General features: G+C 32.6%; 17 protein-coding genes. All 17 read right to left on the bottom strand.

What is annotated here, in order from left to right; genetic code table 11:
- Nucleotides 1–17 precede the first annotated feature (17 nt).
- Nucleotides 18–1,565 carry a methylmalonyl-CoA decarboxylase subunit alpha gene (mmdA, locus tag KQI88_RS07575; RefSeq protein ID WP_216415874.1) on the bottom strand — a complete coding sequence of 516 codons (1,548 nt, stop codon included), beginning with the start codon at nt 1,563–1,565 and terminating at the stop codon, nt 18–20.
- A gap of 2 nt (nt 1,566–1,567) precedes the next feature.
- Entirely contained in the window at nt 1,568–1,975 is a 408-nt protein-coding gene (mce, locus tag KQI88_RS07570; protein WP_216415872.1) for a methylmalonyl-CoA epimerase, read from the bottom strand.
- Nucleotides 1,976–2,098: 123 nt separating this feature from the next.
- Entirely contained in the window at nt 2,099–3,043 is a 945-nt protein-coding gene (gene meaB / locus KQI88_RS07565; RefSeq protein ID WP_216415869.1) for a methylmalonyl Co-A mutase-associated GTPase MeaB, read from the bottom strand.
- A 45-nt stretch (nt 3,044–3,088) separates the two neighbouring features.
- Complete coding sequence (locus tag KQI88_RS07560; RefSeq protein WP_216415867.1) at nt 3,089–3,487, bottom strand: cobalamin B12-binding domain-containing protein; 399 nt, start codon at nt 3,485–3,487, stop codon at nt 3,089–3,091.
- A 25-nt stretch (nt 3,488–3,512) separates the two neighbouring features.
- Nucleotides 3,513–5,192, bottom strand: coding sequence for an acyl-CoA mutase large subunit family protein (locus KQI88_RS07555; RefSeq protein WP_216415865.1), 1,680 nt, complete (start codon nt 5,190–5,192; stop codon nt 3,513–3,515).
- A 424-nt stretch (nt 5,193–5,616) separates the two neighbouring features.
- On the bottom strand, nt 5,617–7,158 hold the full coding sequence (locus KQI88_RS07550) for an acetyl-CoA hydrolase/transferase family protein (protein WP_216415863.1): 1,542 nt from the start codon (nt 7,156–7,158) through the stop codon (nt 5,617–5,619).
- Between the two features lie 188 nt (nt 7,159–7,346).
- Entirely contained in the window at nt 7,347–7,676 is a 330-nt protein-coding gene (locus KQI88_RS07545) for a DUF3870 domain-containing protein (RefSeq protein ID WP_216415862.1), read from the bottom strand.
- A gap of 81 nt (nt 7,677–7,757) precedes the next feature.
- Nucleotides 7,758–9,146, bottom strand: coding sequence for an aspartate-alanine antiporter-like transporter (locus tag KQI88_RS07540; protein ID WP_216415860.1), 1,389 nt, complete (start codon nt 9,144–9,146; stop codon nt 7,758–7,760).
- Nucleotides 9,147–9,649: 503 nt separating this feature from the next.
- Entirely contained in the window at nt 9,650–11,608 is a 1,959-nt protein-coding gene (ftsH, locus tag KQI88_RS07535) for an ATP-dependent zinc metalloprotease FtsH (protein ID WP_216415858.1), read from the bottom strand.
- A 108-nt stretch (nt 11,609–11,716) separates the two neighbouring features.
- Complete coding sequence (gene tilS, locus KQI88_RS07530; protein ID WP_216415856.1) at nt 11,717–13,099, bottom strand: tRNA lysidine(34) synthetase TilS; 1,383 nt, start codon at nt 13,097–13,099, stop codon at nt 11,717–11,719.
- 99 nt (nt 13,100–13,198) lie between these two features.
- The gene (locus KQI88_RS07525) at nt 13,199–14,101 is read right to left on the bottom strand and encodes a protein kinase domain-containing protein (protein WP_216415854.1); all 903 of its coding nucleotides are present in this window, start codon (nt 14,099–14,101) and stop codon (nt 13,199–13,201) included.
- 72 nt (nt 14,102–14,173) lie between these two features.
- Nucleotides 14,174–14,908: a vWA domain-containing protein gene (locus KQI88_RS07520; RefSeq protein WP_216415852.1), complete on the bottom strand. Its 735-nt coding sequence runs from the start codon at nt 14,906–14,908 to the stop codon at nt 14,174–14,176.
- 138 nt (nt 14,909–15,046) lie between these two features.
- Nucleotides 15,047–15,766 carry a DUF881 domain-containing protein gene (locus KQI88_RS07515; RefSeq protein WP_216415850.1) on the bottom strand — a complete coding sequence of 240 codons (720 nt, stop codon included), beginning with the start codon at nt 15,764–15,766 and terminating at the stop codon, nt 15,047–15,049.
- Between the two features lie 351 nt (nt 15,767–16,117).
- Nucleotides 16,118–16,249, bottom strand: coding sequence for a cyclic lactone autoinducer peptide (locus KQI88_RS07510; RefSeq protein WP_216415848.1), 132 nt, complete (start codon nt 16,247–16,249; stop codon nt 16,118–16,120).
- A gap of 26 nt (nt 16,250–16,275) precedes the next feature.
- Nucleotides 16,276–16,854, bottom strand: a complete 579-nt coding sequence (locus tag KQI88_RS07505; RefSeq protein ID WP_216415846.1) for an accessory gene regulator ArgB-like protein — start codon at nt 16,852–16,854, stop codon at nt 16,276–16,278.
- A 142-nt stretch (nt 16,855–16,996) separates the two neighbouring features.
- Complete coding sequence (locus tag KQI88_RS07500) at nt 16,997–18,334, bottom strand: sensor histidine kinase (protein ID WP_216415844.1); 1,338 nt, start codon at nt 18,332–18,334, stop codon at nt 16,997–16,999.
- 64 nt (nt 18,335–18,398) lie between these two features.
- Nucleotides 18,399–19,127, bottom strand: a complete 729-nt coding sequence (locus KQI88_RS07495) for a LytR/AlgR family response regulator transcription factor (RefSeq protein ID WP_216415842.1) — start codon at nt 19,125–19,127, stop codon at nt 18,399–18,401.
- Nucleotides 19,128–19,325: the final 198 nt, after the last annotated feature.

The following is a 19,325-nucleotide window of genomic DNA, read 5'->3' as shown; positions in this document are numbered from 1 at the left end:
TTTTTCTATTGAAGGATCTATACTGGTAAGTTACCGTGTTTTTTAGCTGGTCTACTCTCTCTCTTACTTGCTAGCATATTAAGAGCATCTACTATTCTTGGTCTAGTAGCCGATGGCTCTATAACGTCATCAACGAAACCTCTTTCTGCAGCTTTATAAGGTGTAGCGAACTCCCCTTTATATTCGTCAATTTTTTGATTTCTTGTAGATTGTGGGTCCTCAGAATCTGCAATTTCATTTTTGAATATAATGTTAGCCGCCCCTTCTGGTCCCATTACCGCAATTTCAGCAGTTGGCCAAGCAAGTACCATATCAGCACCTAAATGTTTACTAGACATAGCTAGATATGCTCCACCGTATGCTTTTCTAACAATTAATGTTATAAGTGGTACTGTAGCTTCACTATAGGCATAAAGCATTTTAGCACCATGACGAATAATTCCACCATATTCTTGACTTGTTCCAGGTAAAAATCCTGGTACATCTACAAGAGTTAATATTGGAATATTAAAGCAGTCGCATGTTCTAATAAATCTTCCTGCTTTATCAGAAGCGTTAATATCTAAACAACCTGCCAATACTTTAGGTTGGTTTGCAATAATACCTACAGACTGTCCATTAATACGAACAAAACCTGTAATCATATTCTGTGCATAATAAGGTTGTACTTCAAAGAAATCCGAATCATCTGCAATAGCTGTAATTATTGCCTTCATATCGTATGGCTTATTTGGATTTTCTGGCACAATTTCATCTAACTCTGGAATAATTTTATTTATATCATCTTCTGTATAGAAAACAGGAGCAGTTTCCATATTATTAGAAGGTAAAAAGCTAAGTAATCTTCTAATTTCTCCTATACAAGCCTCATCATTTGCTGTTACAAAGTGTGCTACCCCACTAGTTTTATTGTGTGTCATTGCTCCGCCAAGGGCCTCTGCACTTACCTCTTCACCAGTTACAGTTTTAATAACTTGTGGACCTGTAATAAACATTTGACTTGTTTTATCTACCATAAAAATAAAGTCTGTTAATGCTGGAGAGTATACTGCTCCACCTGCACAAGGTCCCATAATCGCAGAAATCTGTGGTACTACCCCAGAAGCAATAGTATTTCTGTAGAAGATATCTCCATATCCAGATAGAGCATCTACTCCCTCTTGGATTCTAGCCCCGCCAGAGTCATTCATACCAACTATTGGCGCTCCCATTTTTAATGCTAAATCTTGTACTTTGCAAATTTTCTTTGCATGCATTTCCCCTAATGATCCACCTACAACAGTAAAGTCTTGTGCATAGGCATATACCAATCTACCATCAACTAAACCATAGCCTGTTACAACACCTTCACCTGGAGAATCTACCTTTTCCATGCCGAAGTTAACACATCTATGTTTGATAAAGGCATCTAATTCTACAAAACTTCCTTCATCAAATAAGAGGTTAATTCTTTCTCTAGCTGTCAACTTACCTTTTTCATGTTGGCTGGCAATTCTTTTTTCGCCACCGCCAAGTTCAATCTTTGCTTTGCGGTTACGAAGGTCTTCTAATTTGTTTATGGACATTTTTATCCCTCCCTCTCACTTAACTCCACAAGAACTCCACCTGTACTTTTAGGATGACAAAAGGCTATTTTCGCTCCTCCTGCTCCATATCTTGGCTTCTCGTCAATCATTCTTACTCCCTTTGTCTTCATCTCTTCAATGGCTTCCTCTATGTTATCTACTCTAAAAGCAATGTGCTGGATACCTTCACCTTTTTTCTCGATGAATTTTGCAATTGGTCCATCATCTTCTGTAGACTCTAGGAGCTCTACCTCTGTATCACCTACTGGTAAAAATGCAACCTTTACTTTTTGTTCTTCTACAACCTCTGTACCTGCACACTCAAGACCTAAAATATCTTGGTAAAACTTCAATGTTTCATCTAAATTTTTCACAGCTATTCCAATGTGATCCACTTTTTTAACATTCATGTGTAAGTCCTACCTTTCTTTAATTTTATTTAAACAAAGGCTTATATGTAAGCTTTTTAAATTAAATAAGCCTTTATTGAACGTATGTTACGAAAAGCGTATATTATGATATTTTATACTCTCCTATACGTTAGAAAACTTCATTATTTTATTTATTATTTGCCTGCTGGCACTATATGGATCTAAGTCTCTATTTGCAACCTGCTTAGATAAAATATGAATATCCTCTTGGCTCTTTGCATCTCCAAGTATTCTTTTCATTAATCTTTGTTGAGTTAAATCTAATATTTCTAATTCGCTATTTTTAGTCCTTCTTTCTATTAGCTGCCTAGAATCTTCTAAGTAGGCTCTATGCTTTTTTAGTTCTTCTACTAATTCATCAATACCTTTATTGTAAAGGGCCACCACTTCGCAAACAGGAGGTCGCCACTCACTATGATTAAAATCTAAGGCCATTTCTATTTCTACCTTAGTTTTTGGAGCACCATCACGATCTGCTTTATTAATAGCAAACACATCACCAATTTCCATTATCCCTGCCTTAATAGCCTGAATATCATCTCCCAAGCCAGGCACCATTACCATAAGTATTGTATCTGCCGCCTTTACAATATCAACTTCTGACTGTCCAACCCCTACTGTCTCAACAAATATATAGTCGCATCCATAAATATCAAGAACCTTTACTGCCCCCAGAGTAGATTTAGAAAGTCCTCCAAGATGTCCCCTTGTACCCATACTTCTAATAAAAATACCTGGATCAGTATAAAGATCGGACATCCTTACCCTATCCCCTAAAATAGAGCCTCCCGTAAATGGGCTAGTAGGATCTATAGCAATAATTCCAACAGTTTTACCTTCTTTTCTTAAGGCTTTAGCTAATTTATCAGTAAGAGTGCTTTTTCCAGCTCCTGGAGGCCCTGTAATACCAATTACTTGAGCCCTACCAGTATTTTTATAAAGTGCTGTTAATAGATCAATAGCCTCTTGATCGTTGTTTTCAAACATAGTAATAAGTCTGGCTGCCGCTCTCTTATCACCATTTAAAAGTCTTTCGGCTAAATTCATAATGACACCACCTAATTTGTCTTTAATGCCATACTATATATATTGTTATCTCTTTAAATTATTCTTAATAAAATCTATAGTAACCTGTGTAGGTGTTCCTGGAGTGAAAACTTCTGCAACTCCTTTTTCCTTTAAAAAAGGAATATCTTCATCTGGAATTACTCCACCACCAATAACTAATGTTTCATCATAAGCACTTTCCGCCTTTAAAAGTTCTACTACCTTTGGTAATAAATGATTATGAGCGCCGGATAAAATACTTAATGCCACTACTTCAACGTCTTCTTGTACAGCTGCTGCCACTATTTGCTCAGGTGTTTGTCTTAAGCCTGTATAAATTACTTCCATACCCGCATCCCTTAAAGCTCTCGCAATAACCTTTGCACCGCGATCATGTCCATCTAATCCTGGTTTTGCCACCAATACTCTAATAGGTCTTTCCATGAATATGAGCCTCCTTTATACTATATTATAGAATAACACTTTGTTGATATTCGCCAAATACTTCCCTAAGCACACCACAAATTTCTCCTAGAGTTGCATATACCCTTACTGCATTTAAAATAAACGGCATTAAGTTTGAATCTCCTTCTGCTGCTTTTCTTAAAGCTTCTAGCTTTTCTTGTACTTCATTATTATTTCTTTCCTCTTCAAGACTTCTAATCTTTTGCTTTTGAAGCTCGCCTACAGCTGGGTCTACTCTTAAAAGTCCCTTTGGAGAATCCTCTTTAATTTGGAACTTATTCATACCAACTACAACTCGATCTCCACTTTCAATCTGTTTTTGATATTCATAAGAACTATCCATAATTTCTTTTTGTATAAATCCTTTTTCTATAGCCTTAGGTGCTCCACCTAATTCTTTAATTTTATTAATATAGTCCATAGCTTCATTTTCAATTTTATTTGTTAAGCTCTCTACATAATAAGAACCAGCAAGTGGATCTATGGTCTCAGCTACACCACTTTCATGAGCAACTATTTGTTGTGTTCTTAGAGCTATTCTTACAGACTCCTCTGTCGGAAGCGCAAGGGCCTCATCCTTAGAGTTAGTGTGTAAAGATTGAGTACCTCCAAGTACTGCCGCCAATGTTTGTATAGCTACACGTACAATATTATTATCAGGTTGTTGCGCAGTTAATGTACAACCCCCTGTTTGTGTATGGAACTTAAGTTGCATAGACTTTGGATCTTTTGCTCTAAAGTAATCTTTCATAATTTTTGCCCATAATCTTCTTGCAGCTCTAAACTTTGCAACTTCTTCTAAAAGATCGTTGTGAGCATTAAAGAAAAATGATAATCTTGGGGCAAATGTATCTACATCAAGACCTGCCTTAATAGCTGCCTCAACATAAGCGATACCGTCTGCTAATGTAAATGCAACCTCTTGTACTGCCGTAGAACCTGCCTCACGGATGTGATAACCAGAAATACTTATTGTATTCCATTGTGGTACTTCCTTTGAGCAGTACTCAAAAATATCAGTTATTAATCTCATTGAAGGCTCTGGTGGGAAAATATATGTACCTCTTGCAATATATTCTTTTAATATGTCATTTTGAATGGTTCCTCTAAGCTTATCTGAGGATACTCCTTGCTTTTCTGCCACCACAATATACATTGCAAGTAGTACAGAAGCAGGAGCATTAATAGTCATAGATGTACTCACTTTATCTAATGGAATACCATCAAATAAAATTTCCATATCTTTTAATGAGTCGATAGCAACTCCAACCTTACCTACTTCACCTTCTGCTAATGGGTGGTTTGAGTCGTATCCAATTTGTGTTGGAAGGTCAAAAGCAACTGATAGTCCAGTTTGCCCCTGTTCTAATAAATATTTATAACGTTGGTTGGACTCTTCTGCTGTAGCAAATCCAGCATACTGCCTCATAGTCCAAAAACGTCCGCGATACATAGTAGGTTGAACACCTCTAGTAAATGGATACTGTCCTGGGAATCCTAGATCATCTTCGTAATTAAATCCTTCAATGTCTGCCGCTGTATAAAGTCTTTCTACTTCTTGGTTAGATCCTGTTACAAACTGCTCTTTTCTTTCTGGAAACTTAGATAAAGCTTTACCAACCTTATTTTTGTTCCAATCATTTTGTTTTTGCTTCAATTGCTCAATACTTTCCTTCTCAAACATTTCTTTTCCTCCCTCATTTTTCAAATTGAAGTCCAAAAATATATTCTTTCAATTTTCAAGTAGAGCTATTATATCACTTATTATACCTTAATCACTATGATTGCAGTAGAACAACGCCTTTGTAAATTAAAAAATTTTTATATATTTTGTTATTTGCAAGTTTTAATTCATCACTTGCACACACTGAAATATATATTGCACTACTACATGTTATTCTACAGCTTTTTCCTCACAGTTGCAACTTATTTTATAAAAATTACACAAATTTTGTAACTATTCTATAACTCGCAACAAATTATATCTATTATTAATATATACTTTCCATAAAACGTGGTCATTCAAAGATTCCTTAAGTTATAAAACACTCAACCTACTTTTATATATTTCAATATTTTTATGAGTTTTTTTAAATTCATACCCTGTTTTACTCATTTGAATAAGCAACTTCTCCTATACTTCTAACTCCATCAGTATGGAATTTCATGCTTCCAGTCTTTAGAAATCTGACATGCCAAGAAAGTGCTTCCTCTAATAGATGAGGTTGATACTTAAATTTAGTCTTTTCTGCTCTCTCTAAATAATCTATAAGCATATCCTTGTAGTCCGGATGAGCACAATTCTGTATAATCTTCCTTGCCCTTTCTCGAGGTGATGTTCCTCTTAGATCCGCTAAACCTTGTTCTGTAACCACCACTGAAACATCATGTTCTGTATGGTCTATATGAGATGCCTTTGGTACAATGGAAGAAATATTTCCATTTTTCGCAGTAGAAACAGTAGTAAATATCGAAAGGTATGCATTTCTAGTAAAATCTCCTGATCCTCCAATACCATTCATCATTCTTGAGCCCATAATATTGGTTGAATTTACATGCCCGTATATATCTACTTCTATAGCTGTATTCATTGCTATTATACCTAATCGCCTTATAATTTCCGGATTGTTACTAATCTCCATAGGTCGTAATATGCAATGCTTAGCATAATGTTCAATATTATCATGCAATCTTTTAAGTCCTTCTACCGATGGTGTCAATGCAGTGCCGGAAGCTATAGTAACCTTGCCAGCATCAATTAAATCAAGCATGGAATCTTGTATCACCTCAGTATAGCAGGTTAAATCTTTAAAGTCAGAGTCAACTAAGCCCCCTAGTACCGCATTAGCTACAGATCCTACCCCTGATTGTAATGGCAATAAATTTTTTGGTAATCTACCATTCTTTACTTCATATTTTAAAAAATCAATAATATGTCCTGAAATCAATTTCGAAGGTTCATCTATAGGTCCTAGTGGTCTTACCTTATCTGGTATATCAGTAAAAACAATAGCTGCTATTTTTTCTGGAGGACATGGAATATAACTAGTACCTACTCGATCTCCAGCTTGCTCTATAGGAATCGCTTTTCTGTAAGGAGGCTTTTCAGTCATATAAATGTCATGTATACCCTCCAATTCAATTGGTTGACTAGTATTGATTTCAACAATTACAATATCAGAATTCTTTATTGCTTGGGGCATCAGCCCAATGGATGTAGTAGGTATAATTCCACCTTCTTCGGTTATTGCTAGTGCTTCGACTAAAGCCACATCTATTTTCCCGAAAAAACCATAATCAATAAACTGGGTAACATGGCTTAAATGCATATCTTGATAATTGACCTGTGAAGCATTTATAGCATTTCTTAAATTATCATTAGTTTGATAAGGATATCTTCTCTTCATTACTCCACACCTAGTCAATGCTCCATCTAACTCGTCCCCTACAGAAGCACCGCATAATACTGTTATACCTATATCTTCTCCTTCATTAGCCCTTTTTTCCAACGCTAGAGGAACAGCCTTTGGATAGCCAGAAGGAGTAAATCCACTGGTAGCTACTGTCATTCCATTTTTTATTAGCATAGCTGCGGATTCTGCCGACATAATTTTTCCTTTAAGATCATCTCTTCTAATTCTTTCTTTCATATTAAAACCTCCTAGTTAATGATTTCTTAAATAAAAATCAACACTATTGATTCCACAAAAAATAGATACACCGACTTATAGTAAATCAGCGTATCTAACTATTAGATATCTACTAATAAAGCAAAAGGGATTTTGCTTTCATAGATAATAGAGTTAAATTATTATTTAAATTAAATTTTCTCTATTTATTAAGTTTGTATAGTATCTTCTTCCAAAATTATTTTAAACTTATCGTGACACTTCTTTGTAGAGGATATTAAGGCTTTCCTGACAGTTCCAAAGTATCTTTCATTAATTGCTTTCTCTATTTCCTCAAAATTTAAAATATTTTTCCCCACCAACAATTTATTTACAAGCTTTTTTGCTACTTCCGTCACCAGAGTACAATCTGCATCAAGAATATCTCCAGTATTTTTATCTACCAAAATTCCTACAGCTATAACTTTATATAATTCCTCTGCTGTTGTGCCCATAGGTAATTTTGCATAACCACTTATAAATATTTCAAAAGGTTCCATGTAATCATCACTCCTATCTAGATTTCTATACATTATATATTCTATCAAAATATATAAGTTGAAATGACAATTTTATTTATATTACATAGGTAACTTGTGTAATATTATTGTAAATAATACCATTCCTAATAGTGCAAATGGGTATACTGCACCATAGCCAGCCGCCGGATCGTCACTATCTAAAGCATCAATAGCAACCCCTAAGCCTGGCGTAGAAGTCATTCCACCACATATAGATCCCGCTAGCATTATCCAGTTTAATTTAAATACATATCTTCCTATTAAGAAACCTACAAGAATTGCTACTGTCCCTACAAATAATGATATTATCGCTAAGGATGCTCCTGTACCTAATATAGCATCAAAAACCTGATATCCATATCGTAATCCTACAACAGCTAAGAAAAAGCATAAAGATAACTCTCTAACAATCCCTAATACCTTTGTATCCATTCTAAAACTCATCGGACCAATTTTCCCTATATAGCCCAGTATAAGAGATCCTATTAATGCTCCTCCTGTAGCTCCTAGGCTAAAGTAGCCTATCACAGAACCTAAATATATTTCTATAATGCCTATACTATACCCAAAGAAACAGGCAAATGCAAATGCAATGATATCAAATTTAGTTTCTACAACTTCTCTACCCCCTTTAACCATAGAACGTGCTTCCTGCATTTCTTGATGGAATCGTTCCTTTTCTTCATCTAAATTCATTTTGAAAATTTTTGGTATAAAATTTATAGCTATAATAACTATAATTACACCAAAAGGATATCCTACCGCATACCCTAGTCCAATTCCAGACTCTGCATTTTTAATAAATTGACTTTCTTGATCATTTGTTAAAGAATCCAAGGATGCCTGATATACTTCTCCTGAAGGATCTAATACTTTCATAAATTTTTCTCTTTCTTGTGTATCAGCATCTGCAAATCCATTTACCCTTACAGTTGCGTGCTCTCTTGCTGTCTCAATAGCAGCTGCAAGGCCAGGCGAACTGGTTAATGCTCCTGTATAAATACCTGATACCTCATAAGGGTTATCAATCGGACTAAGTAAAACCATACCATAAGTTGCTATTGCCCCCGAAAGAGTAATTACAAAGCCTAATACTACAAATTTAGACCCATATTTTTTTATAACAGCCCCTAGGTCTTTAGCAGCAAGTAAGCCAACAGCTACCACAAAGAAAACCAGAAATAAGTTAAAGAATGTAGATGGGACAACTCCCACTGAAAGCATGCTCCGAGCTGCTTCAACTCCACTTTGTCCTTCTTGAATATTAATCCCATATCCATATACCGCCCACCCTATAAATAATCCAGTGAACAAACATCCCGATGCTCCAAAATTAAATTTTCCGATTTTAATATTCCCTAGCAAAACCCCTGTAAATACTGCTACAAACATTAGAATATAAGGACTCGTTATCCATGTAACCAAATCAAACCTTATTAAATCTGCCACTTTTCTCCCCCTTTATTTTGTTGTTTTTTTAACAATCACCTGTAATATAATTTCAATCTACGGTTATTCCCCCTCTACTCCTTATATTTAGATTCAAGTTAACATTTACTTCTTCGACTATAATTCGATGGTAATAAAAGTACTCTTCTAAATAAGTCAAATTTTTTAAGATTAAACCTAAATAAAAAAAGCCACAGAAATATTTCTATGGCTTTTTGGCTTTTATGATAGAGAAATAGGAGTTTCCCAATAAAAGTCCAGCTATACGACATTTTTATATGAATATCCAGTTTCAAAATAAACTAATACTTATTTGATATATTCTTATTCTATATATTTTCTATATATTCTAAAAAATTCTTTTATCTTTTCAAAATTTTCATATTTTTCATATTATATAATACACAAAGACAGATTTTTTCAGAGCTTATCTTTCCTTTGCAAAATAAAAGGGCGTCTCAGCCCTAGATAATACTACCTATTTCGAGACAGCCCTTCTATTTTTATTTTGTTGTATCATCATTATTTTTATCGTTATTATCTCCATTATCTTTTTCTAAAGCTACTTCATTGTTTTTTCTATTCTTCTTAGCTTCATCAATTTTTGCCTCAACATCTTCTAATGTGTCTTTTTCTTCAATTATTACTTCACCGCTAAAAATCATTTCAAATTGATCTGCATCTAATGTTTCAATTTTTAGAAGTGCTTGAGCTACAGTATGAAGCTTATCGATATTTGCAGTTAATAATTTTTCTGTTCTTTCATATGCTTCATCAACAATTCGTCTAATTTCATTATCGATTTCAGCTGCCACTGCCTCTGAGTAATTTCTTGTGGAGTGGTAGTCTCTACCAATAAATACTTCTTCATCATCACTAAATGCCATAGATCCTAGTTTCTCACTCATACCATATTTAGTTACCATAGCTTTTGCAATCGAAGTTACTCTTTGAAGGTCATTTTGTGCCCCTGTACTTATATCATGTAGTACAAGTTTTTCTGCCATACGTCCTCCTAAAAGATCAACAATATCGTCTTCCATTTCTGTTTTAGTAGCATAATATTTGTCTTCTGTAGGTAAAGTCATAGTGAACCCACCAGCTCTACCTCTCGGAATAATAGTTACGTGGTGCACAGGGTCATAATTAGGAAGTAACCTAGCAACTACAGCATGACCTGCTTCGTGATAAGCAGTTAATTTTCTTTCCTTTTCACTTATTACACGACTCTTCTTCTCTACACCAGCAATTACTTTAGTAATAGCTTCTTCCACAGTAGCCATTTCTATAGTTTTACCATTTTTTCTTGCAGTAAGAAGTGCGGCTTCATTCATAAGATTTTCAATATCAGCCGGGGTAAAACCAGGGGTTCTTCTTGCAAGTACCTTTAAATCTACATCTTCTGCTAAAGGCTTGCCTTTTGAATGAACCTTTAATATTTCTTCTCTACCTTTAACATCGGGTGCTCCTACCATTACTTGACGGTCGAATCTACCAGGTCTTAATAGTGCAGGGTCTAAAATATCAGGTCTATTAGTTGCAGCTACAATAATGATACCTTCATTTACACCAAAACCATCCATCTCAACAAGCAATTGGTTTAAGGTTTGTTCTCTTTCGTCATGACCTCCACCAAGTCCCGCACCTCTTCTTCTACCAACTGCATCAATCTCGTCAATAAATATTATACATGGTGCACTTTTCTTTGCTTGTTCGAAAAGATCACGTACACGAGATGCACCAACACCTACGAACATTTCCACAAAGTCAGAACCACTAATACTAAAGAAGGGTACTCCTGCCTCACCAGCAACAGCCTTTGTTAAATAGGTTTTACCTGTCCCCGGAGGACCTACCATTAAAATACCCTTTGGTATTCTAGCACCTAGGTCCATATATTTTTTAGGGTTTCTTAAAAAATCTACAACTTCTTGTAGTTCTTCTTTTTCTTCATCTAATCCTGCAACATCTTTAAAAGTTACCTTTTTCTTCTCATCATCTTTGTGAAGTTTTGCACGGCTTTTACCAAAAGACATTACACGGTTGCCGCCACCCTGTGATTGTTGCATAAATACAAACCAAAACACCACAAATATTAAGATCATAAGAGCTGAAGGTAGTAAGTTAATAAACCAAGGGGTGGTTGGAGGTGGTGATGCTTCAAATTTTAGCTTCTTTGCTCTCATTTGTTCATCTATTACCTGACCAAATTCCCTTTCATTAAATACCTCTGGCACAAAAGATTTAAATTTAACCTTTTCATTGTTTTGTATCATAACTCCTTCAATAGAGCGATCAACCAAATACATCTCTTTTACATTTTCCTCTAAAAGCGCTTTATATAGGCTAGAGAATTCAATATCTACTGTTTGCGGGGGCTGGCTTCCAAATTGTTGAACTATAATTAGCAAAATAATGAACAGCAAAATATAAAAACTGGCCCCTCGAAAAAATTTCCTCAAGCAAAGTCCTCCTCTCGTCTCTGATGCTCAAATTACTACATTTTAATATTTTACCATAGTATATATTTAAAAACAACCGAAATGCTACCATTAATTAGCACATGCTCTTTAATCATTACGAAATATTATTTCTAGTATACGGGTAGTCTTATCTGTTATTTTATATTTTTCACTAATTCTAAGTCCTACTATCCACATAATTTCATCCCCGTCACATACTAAAGGTATTCTATCTCTTTCATTTCGGTCGATTTTATAATCAATAAAAAAATCCTTTAGTTTTTTACTGCCAGTTAAGCCTAAAGGATAAAAACGATCTCCTTCTCGACGATTTCTAACATTTAATATACTTTTAACTTGGTCGTAGTCAAAACATTTATGATATTTATCTCTAGAAATTTCCTTAACTTCTCCACGGTCTACAACCCTAACCGTGAAGCTTCCTTTCAACTCTTCCATATAAAAGGTGTCTTCTAATGGCAATTCATAATGAAATAACTTGTTGTCCTCTTCTCCAGTACTAAAACAAAGATTTTCATAGCTTATTTTAGCAACTAATCCTAATGGTAGAACTATTTTTTTACCAGTAGCTCCTCTTTCAATTAACTCTAATACATTTTGTACATGTTTATATTCTAAAACCTCCTGCCTACCTAATAATTGTTCTGCTGATAGTCGAATGACTCTAGATTGAAGGGCTGGATGCAACTCTTTTATACTTTGTAGTGGTAGTATTAAGCTGTCGTCCCTTTGTAAATTTACTAGTTCTTTATAAACTTCCCTTGCCTTTTCCTCTATAAAGTCAAAATCATCCTTTAATATTTCTGCAGTTTTAACTAGGTTATCCTTAATGTTTGGATTATAGTTTTCCTCTAGATATGGAATTAACTCTAGTCTAATTTTATTTCTTTTATATATAGACTCTAAATTAGTTTTATCAATCCTTGGGGAAAGTTTATGTATTTCGCAATATTCTTCTATACTATTCCTATCAATATTCAATAGTGGTCTAATAATTTTCCCCCGATTAATATGTATTGCCGTTAGCCCTTGAAGACCTGTGCCTCTTAAAAGTCTCATAAGCACTGTTTCTGCCTGATCGTTTTCATTGTGAGCTACAGCAATTTTAGTTGCACCAACTCTCTCTGCAACCTCTTCGAAAAAGTCATATCTAAGTATCCTTCCTGCTTCTTCTGGAGATAATCCATTTTCCTTTGCATATTGGGGCACATCCATACTTTTAATAAAACATAAGATATTTAAATCGTCACAAAGATTAGATACATATTGAGCATCTATTTGTGCTTCTATACCTCTAAAGTTATGGTTTAAATGTGCACCGTATAACTCTAAATTATACTCCTCTCTTATCTGATAAAGTGCATGTAGCAAACACACAGAGTCTGGTCCCCCAGATATAGCTACAATAATTCTATCGCCTTGTTCTATAAGATTGTTATCTTCAATTATTTTTCTCATTTTATCTAGCATATTATATTCATCCTTCATCTTTCGTCCTTTTACCTAAATTATTTCGGTATTAGTAATAATATTCCTGCTTGTTTTATATAATAAGTACTATTTAATTTTTTATTTAACAAAAATTAACCATAGAGTAGAAATTAATAAAGATATGCTCCCTACAAAAAATAAATTTATTCTATAATTTATATTCTTCTTTTTTATAATATGTTCCTTTTTCCTCTCTTTATTATATAGTGTTAGTAAAGTATTTGCAAAAGCTTTGATATTATATTTTTTTCCATCTAATACTCCTATAATATTCCCTTTTAAATCATTATCTATGGCTTTATAATTTAATTTTTCTTTTATTTTAATTATAGATTGAATTCGTGGATTAAGGTCTATTCCTAATATTAGCTGAATTAGAATCATTGTGGCACTAAATAAGTCGTAGGAATCCTCAGAAATACGATCCCCACATTTCCAACTAGCTCTATCATAAGCGGGTGTAAACTCTTTAATTGTAGAGCCTATCTTTACTACCCCTCCTAGATCAATAAGCCTAATAACATTTCCATCATTATTAACCATAATATTATCTAACTTTGTATCTCCTAAGATATACCCTTTTTCGTGAAGTTCTCCCATAAATTTTAGTAAAATTATTACTGTGCCTAATGCATCGACTATAGTTGTTTTTTTATTTTTGCTATAGCTATGTAACGTAACACCAGGAATATATTCTACAACTATAAAATAGTAGGTTTTATTACCAATGTCTATATCATCTATTTCATAACCTTTTACAACAATATCTATTCCTTCTAGCTCCTTTAAAAGCCCGTACTCCCTATTGAGAGAAAGATTATCTTCACTAAGCTTTAGTGCATACTTTTTATTGCTAGTCATGTCTATAACTTGATAAACTGCGCCTATGCCACCTTCACCTAGCTTTTTAATTACTCTATATGAATTGTTATTCCATTTACCTTTTATAATATTATTAGGAAATAATATAGGTAATTCCATTATAACACCCCCTGGATTTAAACAACAAAAATAGGCAGGGTTTTTTACCCTACCTAAATAATTAACTTATATTTAAATAATATACTCATTTACTTCGATTACTTCACTATCTTTAAATCTAACTATATTAGATTTATTTATTAATTTTATACCTTCTTCAATCGCTAAAGCTGTAGGGGTTCCTCCCTTTGGCTCTACATCATAAAGACTTCTTTCTAGCCTATCAGGAGCATCATCAAAATTATGTAGCACCTTACAGATATGAGTATCCTCTCCCGGAAAAGCTATAACTGCTACATCTATTTTGCCTCTCCTACCTTTAAAGGAATGTATTAAATCTAAAATGCTATGTCTTGCCACATGGATTTTATTTGCCATACTGCCGCTACTATCCAAAAGAATGCAACACTGTACACCTACATCATCAGAAAAACTATCAATATAATTTAATATTTTACTTCTAGATGCAGGTTCCATACTATTAATATCTTGACCTATCATTTCTTTTAATTGCTTACTCACAACCTCTTGAAGAGTTTGGTTTACAGTTTTATATGTTAAGCTTTGCATTGTTTGAAACAGTTCATCAATGTAGCTATATTCATAACTACCTCCTCCTGCCTTCGCTATATGTACAATTTCATTTAATGCATCTTCATCAGAACCTTTTTGATCCACAATTCCTATAGTATTAACAATAATTCCATTTCGGTATGCTCTTTCAGCTGCCTCTATAGGGTCTCCCCCTACATTGGACTGTCCATCAGTTACAAGAATAATTTGCTTAATAGTTACATCTCTTTCCATGTTACAATTCCCTCCTTTAGTTTTTTAGGAATTGTTTCCAAAACACAAGAGACTTATACAAAGACAACTAATATATTGGTAAAAATTTGAATATCTAACCAAATTGTTGTATAATAATTGTTTAAATGTACTAATTTATCACAAAATAGGTTTCGCATATTTATAATTAATAGATTTATTATATCTAGGAACTACAAGCTTGTTCTGCTTTTTTATATCAGCTTTAAAATATCCTTCCTTTTCAATTTCCCACATAAATCCAAATGGTAAAGTTAGCGCATTTTTCAAGATATCAGAATCTCCAACTGCTAAAATCTCTATGGGTGATATTATTAGGGATGAATTGACAAATAAGCCACCTTCCCTATAGTTAATTTCAGTTAAAGCTGTATATCTTTGACCATTAATAGATATAGCTTCTGCACCTGAGATATTTAATGTATTTATTAAAAACAAGAGCATAGCTATTATCTCTTCGCCATGTTCTTTTATAGTATATCTATCTTCTTTATCAGGTTCAAAAATTGTAATTGATACTCCCAAACCTTCTACACTCTTCTGCCCCGATATAATACGAAATTTACTTAAATCTTCTTGAAGCATCTTCATCATAGCACTATCAGCTAATTCTATTTCTTCGTATTTGCTAATCTCGTTATCTAACTTGATTACTATATCATGTAGTTCCTTTTTTTCTTCCTTTAAATCCTCTAACTCTTTTAATAATTGTTGAGCTTTTTGAGAAGTTAACAAAGATTTATCAGTCAGCGCTTTAACGGTTGTATATTGGATAGATATTAGCATCCCTATAGCTAGACCACATATAGATAGATATAGACCCCTTTTATAATTTATCATAGATTATCCCCCTACTATATTAGAATCCAACTTGAATAATATTATTTTTCCTTGAAGATGTCTATTAAAGTCCTTTTATTATTTATTAAAACTGATTTAACAAAATGTTTTATTTCAAATGCTTTAGGGGCTAACACAGCTTCATCTATAGCTTCATTTTAGTGACTAATTAATTGTATACAACAATATTTTTGAATTATTATTCCCTCAACTTATTATAGTAATATTAATAAAAATGACAATGTTAATTACTAATTAGCAATTAACATTGTCTCTGTTTGTTTCTTCTAAGTCATCCTTTCCCACGGATGCTTACATGTTTTAAAGCTTAATCTCTCTACCCTGGTATTATTAGTTTTTTCTTAGTCTGTTTGGACATTTAGGCTGATATAAAAATCCCATACAGTTGATGTCTGCACCTAAACTAGCTGATTCAGCTGCAACTACTGCTAACAAACTTAATAAAATGTTTTTCTTTTTCATGGTAAAATCCCCCTTCTTTAGTTTTATTATATTTTTTTATTGATCAATGGGGTTAATGTAATAGATTCTGATAAAAATGCAAAAACCCCAATATTGCAGTAGTAAAGCGTTGTGACTCTTGCTAAGTAGATTATTATAACTCCTAAAGTAAATAAAGCAGCAAATTTCAAACTTCTTCTTCTATATATTGAATATTCCTTTGGTGTTAATCTTTTATTTTCAGTATCTACTGGAGCATATAAAAATATTAATGTATTAGATATAGATAATAAAATTAATGTTAAGTAAAATGGAATTGATATAATTTTAAGGATTCCTACTGTGAGAAAGATAAATATTGCAGTTGCAATAAAACATCCTAAAAATGTTTTTGCATGATATCCGCCCGCATTAATTCGCAATATAAAAAATGTAGATGCGAAGATAGTCATCTCTATCATTATATTAAAAATATAAGCAATAGTAGCAAGTAATACTATTTTAGTTAATAATGAAAGGAACACCTCTAGTCCATATTGATAAATATCCCTATCATCATTGTTAATAACTTCACTATTTATTAATCTATTAACTAAACTTTCAGCTACAAAATTAATTATCTTCACCCACCCTTCATGAAATTACTTTATATAATTTCAAAATATTCTGTCCTATAATTAAAATACCACCTGTCCAAATTTTATGCAATATACATTGCATAACTGGTAGTTTAAATGTAATAATTAGCATAAAAAATTAAAGATGGAATTAAAAAACAGCATTTTCTTTAACAGGTAAAGCTATATCTACTAAAAATTCTGTACCTTTATCTTGTATTTTTATAACTCCATTATATTTATTAACTGCTTTTCTTACATTCATAAGACCTAAACCATGATTTTCTTTATCGACTTTTGTTGTTACAAATCTTCTTAATTTATCATTGCCGTAAATAACTTTATCACTTTTGCTATTTTCTATCTTAATAATCATATGTATATCTTTCATATAAATTTTTATATCAACCTTAGGCGAAAGATGGGGGATTTTTTCACAGGCCTCAATTGCGTTATCAAGTAAATTTCCTAATATAGTGGATAAATCTACGAAATCAAATGGTAGTTTAGTAGGTATATCTACATCAACATTAAAATCAATTTTACTTCTTGCTGCCTTTTCTTTCTTCATATTTAGTACAGCTCCCACTACGGGATGATACACATTAACTATTTCATTCAAATCTACTACATCCTTAGACAGGTTTAAAATATATTTTTTGGCCTCCTCTAGCTTTCCCAGATGAATTAGTCCATAAATAGTACTAACGTAATTGTTAAAGTCATGTCTTTGAGCTCTTAAGGTTTGAATAACATCCTGAATATGCTCTATATATATGTGCTGATTTTCATATTCTTTTTCTCTCATTTGCCATAAAAATTCCCTTTTTTGCTGCTCTATCATCTTTTTAATAATCCAGATAATAATACAACTAACTACAATAGCAGCTATACCCATTCCTATAATATAGGCAATTTCTCCTTTATTATTTGTATCTGCATAGCTATAAAAAATGAATGCCATAAAAACAGCAAGTAAGTTAACAATTATTAATATTAAAATTGGATAAATACTTAACTGTTTAACCCAATTAAACATTTCTCTAAAAAAATTTTTTCCTAAGTTTACTGCTACAACAAATGTAGCTTTAGTCAATATTACTGCTATTAATTTATAGTAATTAATGTGCAGTAATGTCTTAGGTGAAATTCTAAAAAGTATGCTTATACCATTTACTACGATCAGTTCCACTATAAACATTAGTGTTAATCCAATAATGAATAGAATAAAAATCTTTAACAAATTATTTTTACCAAATATAAAATTAAATACTATTGTTGATGAAAATACCATTATAATTAAACCTGTTATATTTACTAATCCTAATGTAGCATTAAGCAAAGTGTTACAAATAACTGCTATGCCTAATAATGCAGTTATCATTAAATCATTCTTTTCTGGCTTTCCTAACAATTTTTTAAGAAAATAGTACAAAGCATAAATATCCAGTGTATTAGTAAAAACATTCATTATAGCTAAACTTGTCATATGTAATCCCCCCAATATGTTATAAAACACCCCTAACAATCTTTTTTTACATACGCAATATCTATTAATACCTAAATAATATTTCGCAAAATGAATCTATAGTTTCTTTCTTGTATGTTCTACTAATTGGAATATTCCATTCATCTTTTTCCTTTAAGACAATTGTATTTTCTCTTATTTCTCTAATTTTTCTCTTATTAACTATATAACTTTGATGACATCTAACAAAATATTTGAAATCTATTTTTTCTAATAAATCCTTCATAGATCCATAGAATTCTATAGTTTCATTTAATGTGTAAATCTTTATTTTTCTAAAATGTTTTTCAAAGTAATATATGTCATCATATTGTAGTTGTATCAACTTGTCCTTCGTTTGAATAGGAAATGTCTTTTTCTTTTCCTGCAAAGCTTGCCTTTCTTCAAGTCGAAGTAATATTTTCTCCATTACTCTTATAAATTTTTCTTTAATAATAGGCTTAATTAAATAATTAAAGGACTCAATTTCAAAAGCTTCTAAGGCATACTTCCTATATCCGGTTAAATAAACAATAACTGCATCCTTATCCTTTTCCCTAATCTTTCTACCAGTTTGAATTCCATCTAAATCCTTCATTTCTATATCTAAAAAAACAACATCAATTACATATCCTTTTATTTTTTCTAATAACTCTTCCCCACTATAGGCTAAAATATAGTTAACTTTATAGGGCATATCAATACAGTGAATATAGCTTTTAATCAAGTCTACATGAACAGAGTCATCATCACAAATACCAATATTTAGTATCATTACCGTACCCCCTTTATGCTAATCTATTTTTAATCATTAATTAGAAATTCGGCATATTTAACCATTTTTCCTTCTTTATTCTAATACTATCTAGAAAATTAATACAATAAATACAAAATAAAGAATTAATAAATAAAAGGTGCCACCTTTACAGTAGCACCTTTTGACAACCGGGTGAGCATGAAAACCCGCTCATAT

The organism is Alkaliphilus flagellatus, assembly GCF_018919215.1.
Taxonomy (GTDB): Bacteria; Bacillota; Clostridia; order Peptostreptococcales; family Natronincolaceae; genus Alkaliphilus_B; species Alkaliphilus_B flagellatus.
The sequence above is the reverse complement of the archived record's forward strand: the minus strand, read 5'-3'. Positions and strand labels throughout refer to the sequence as shown.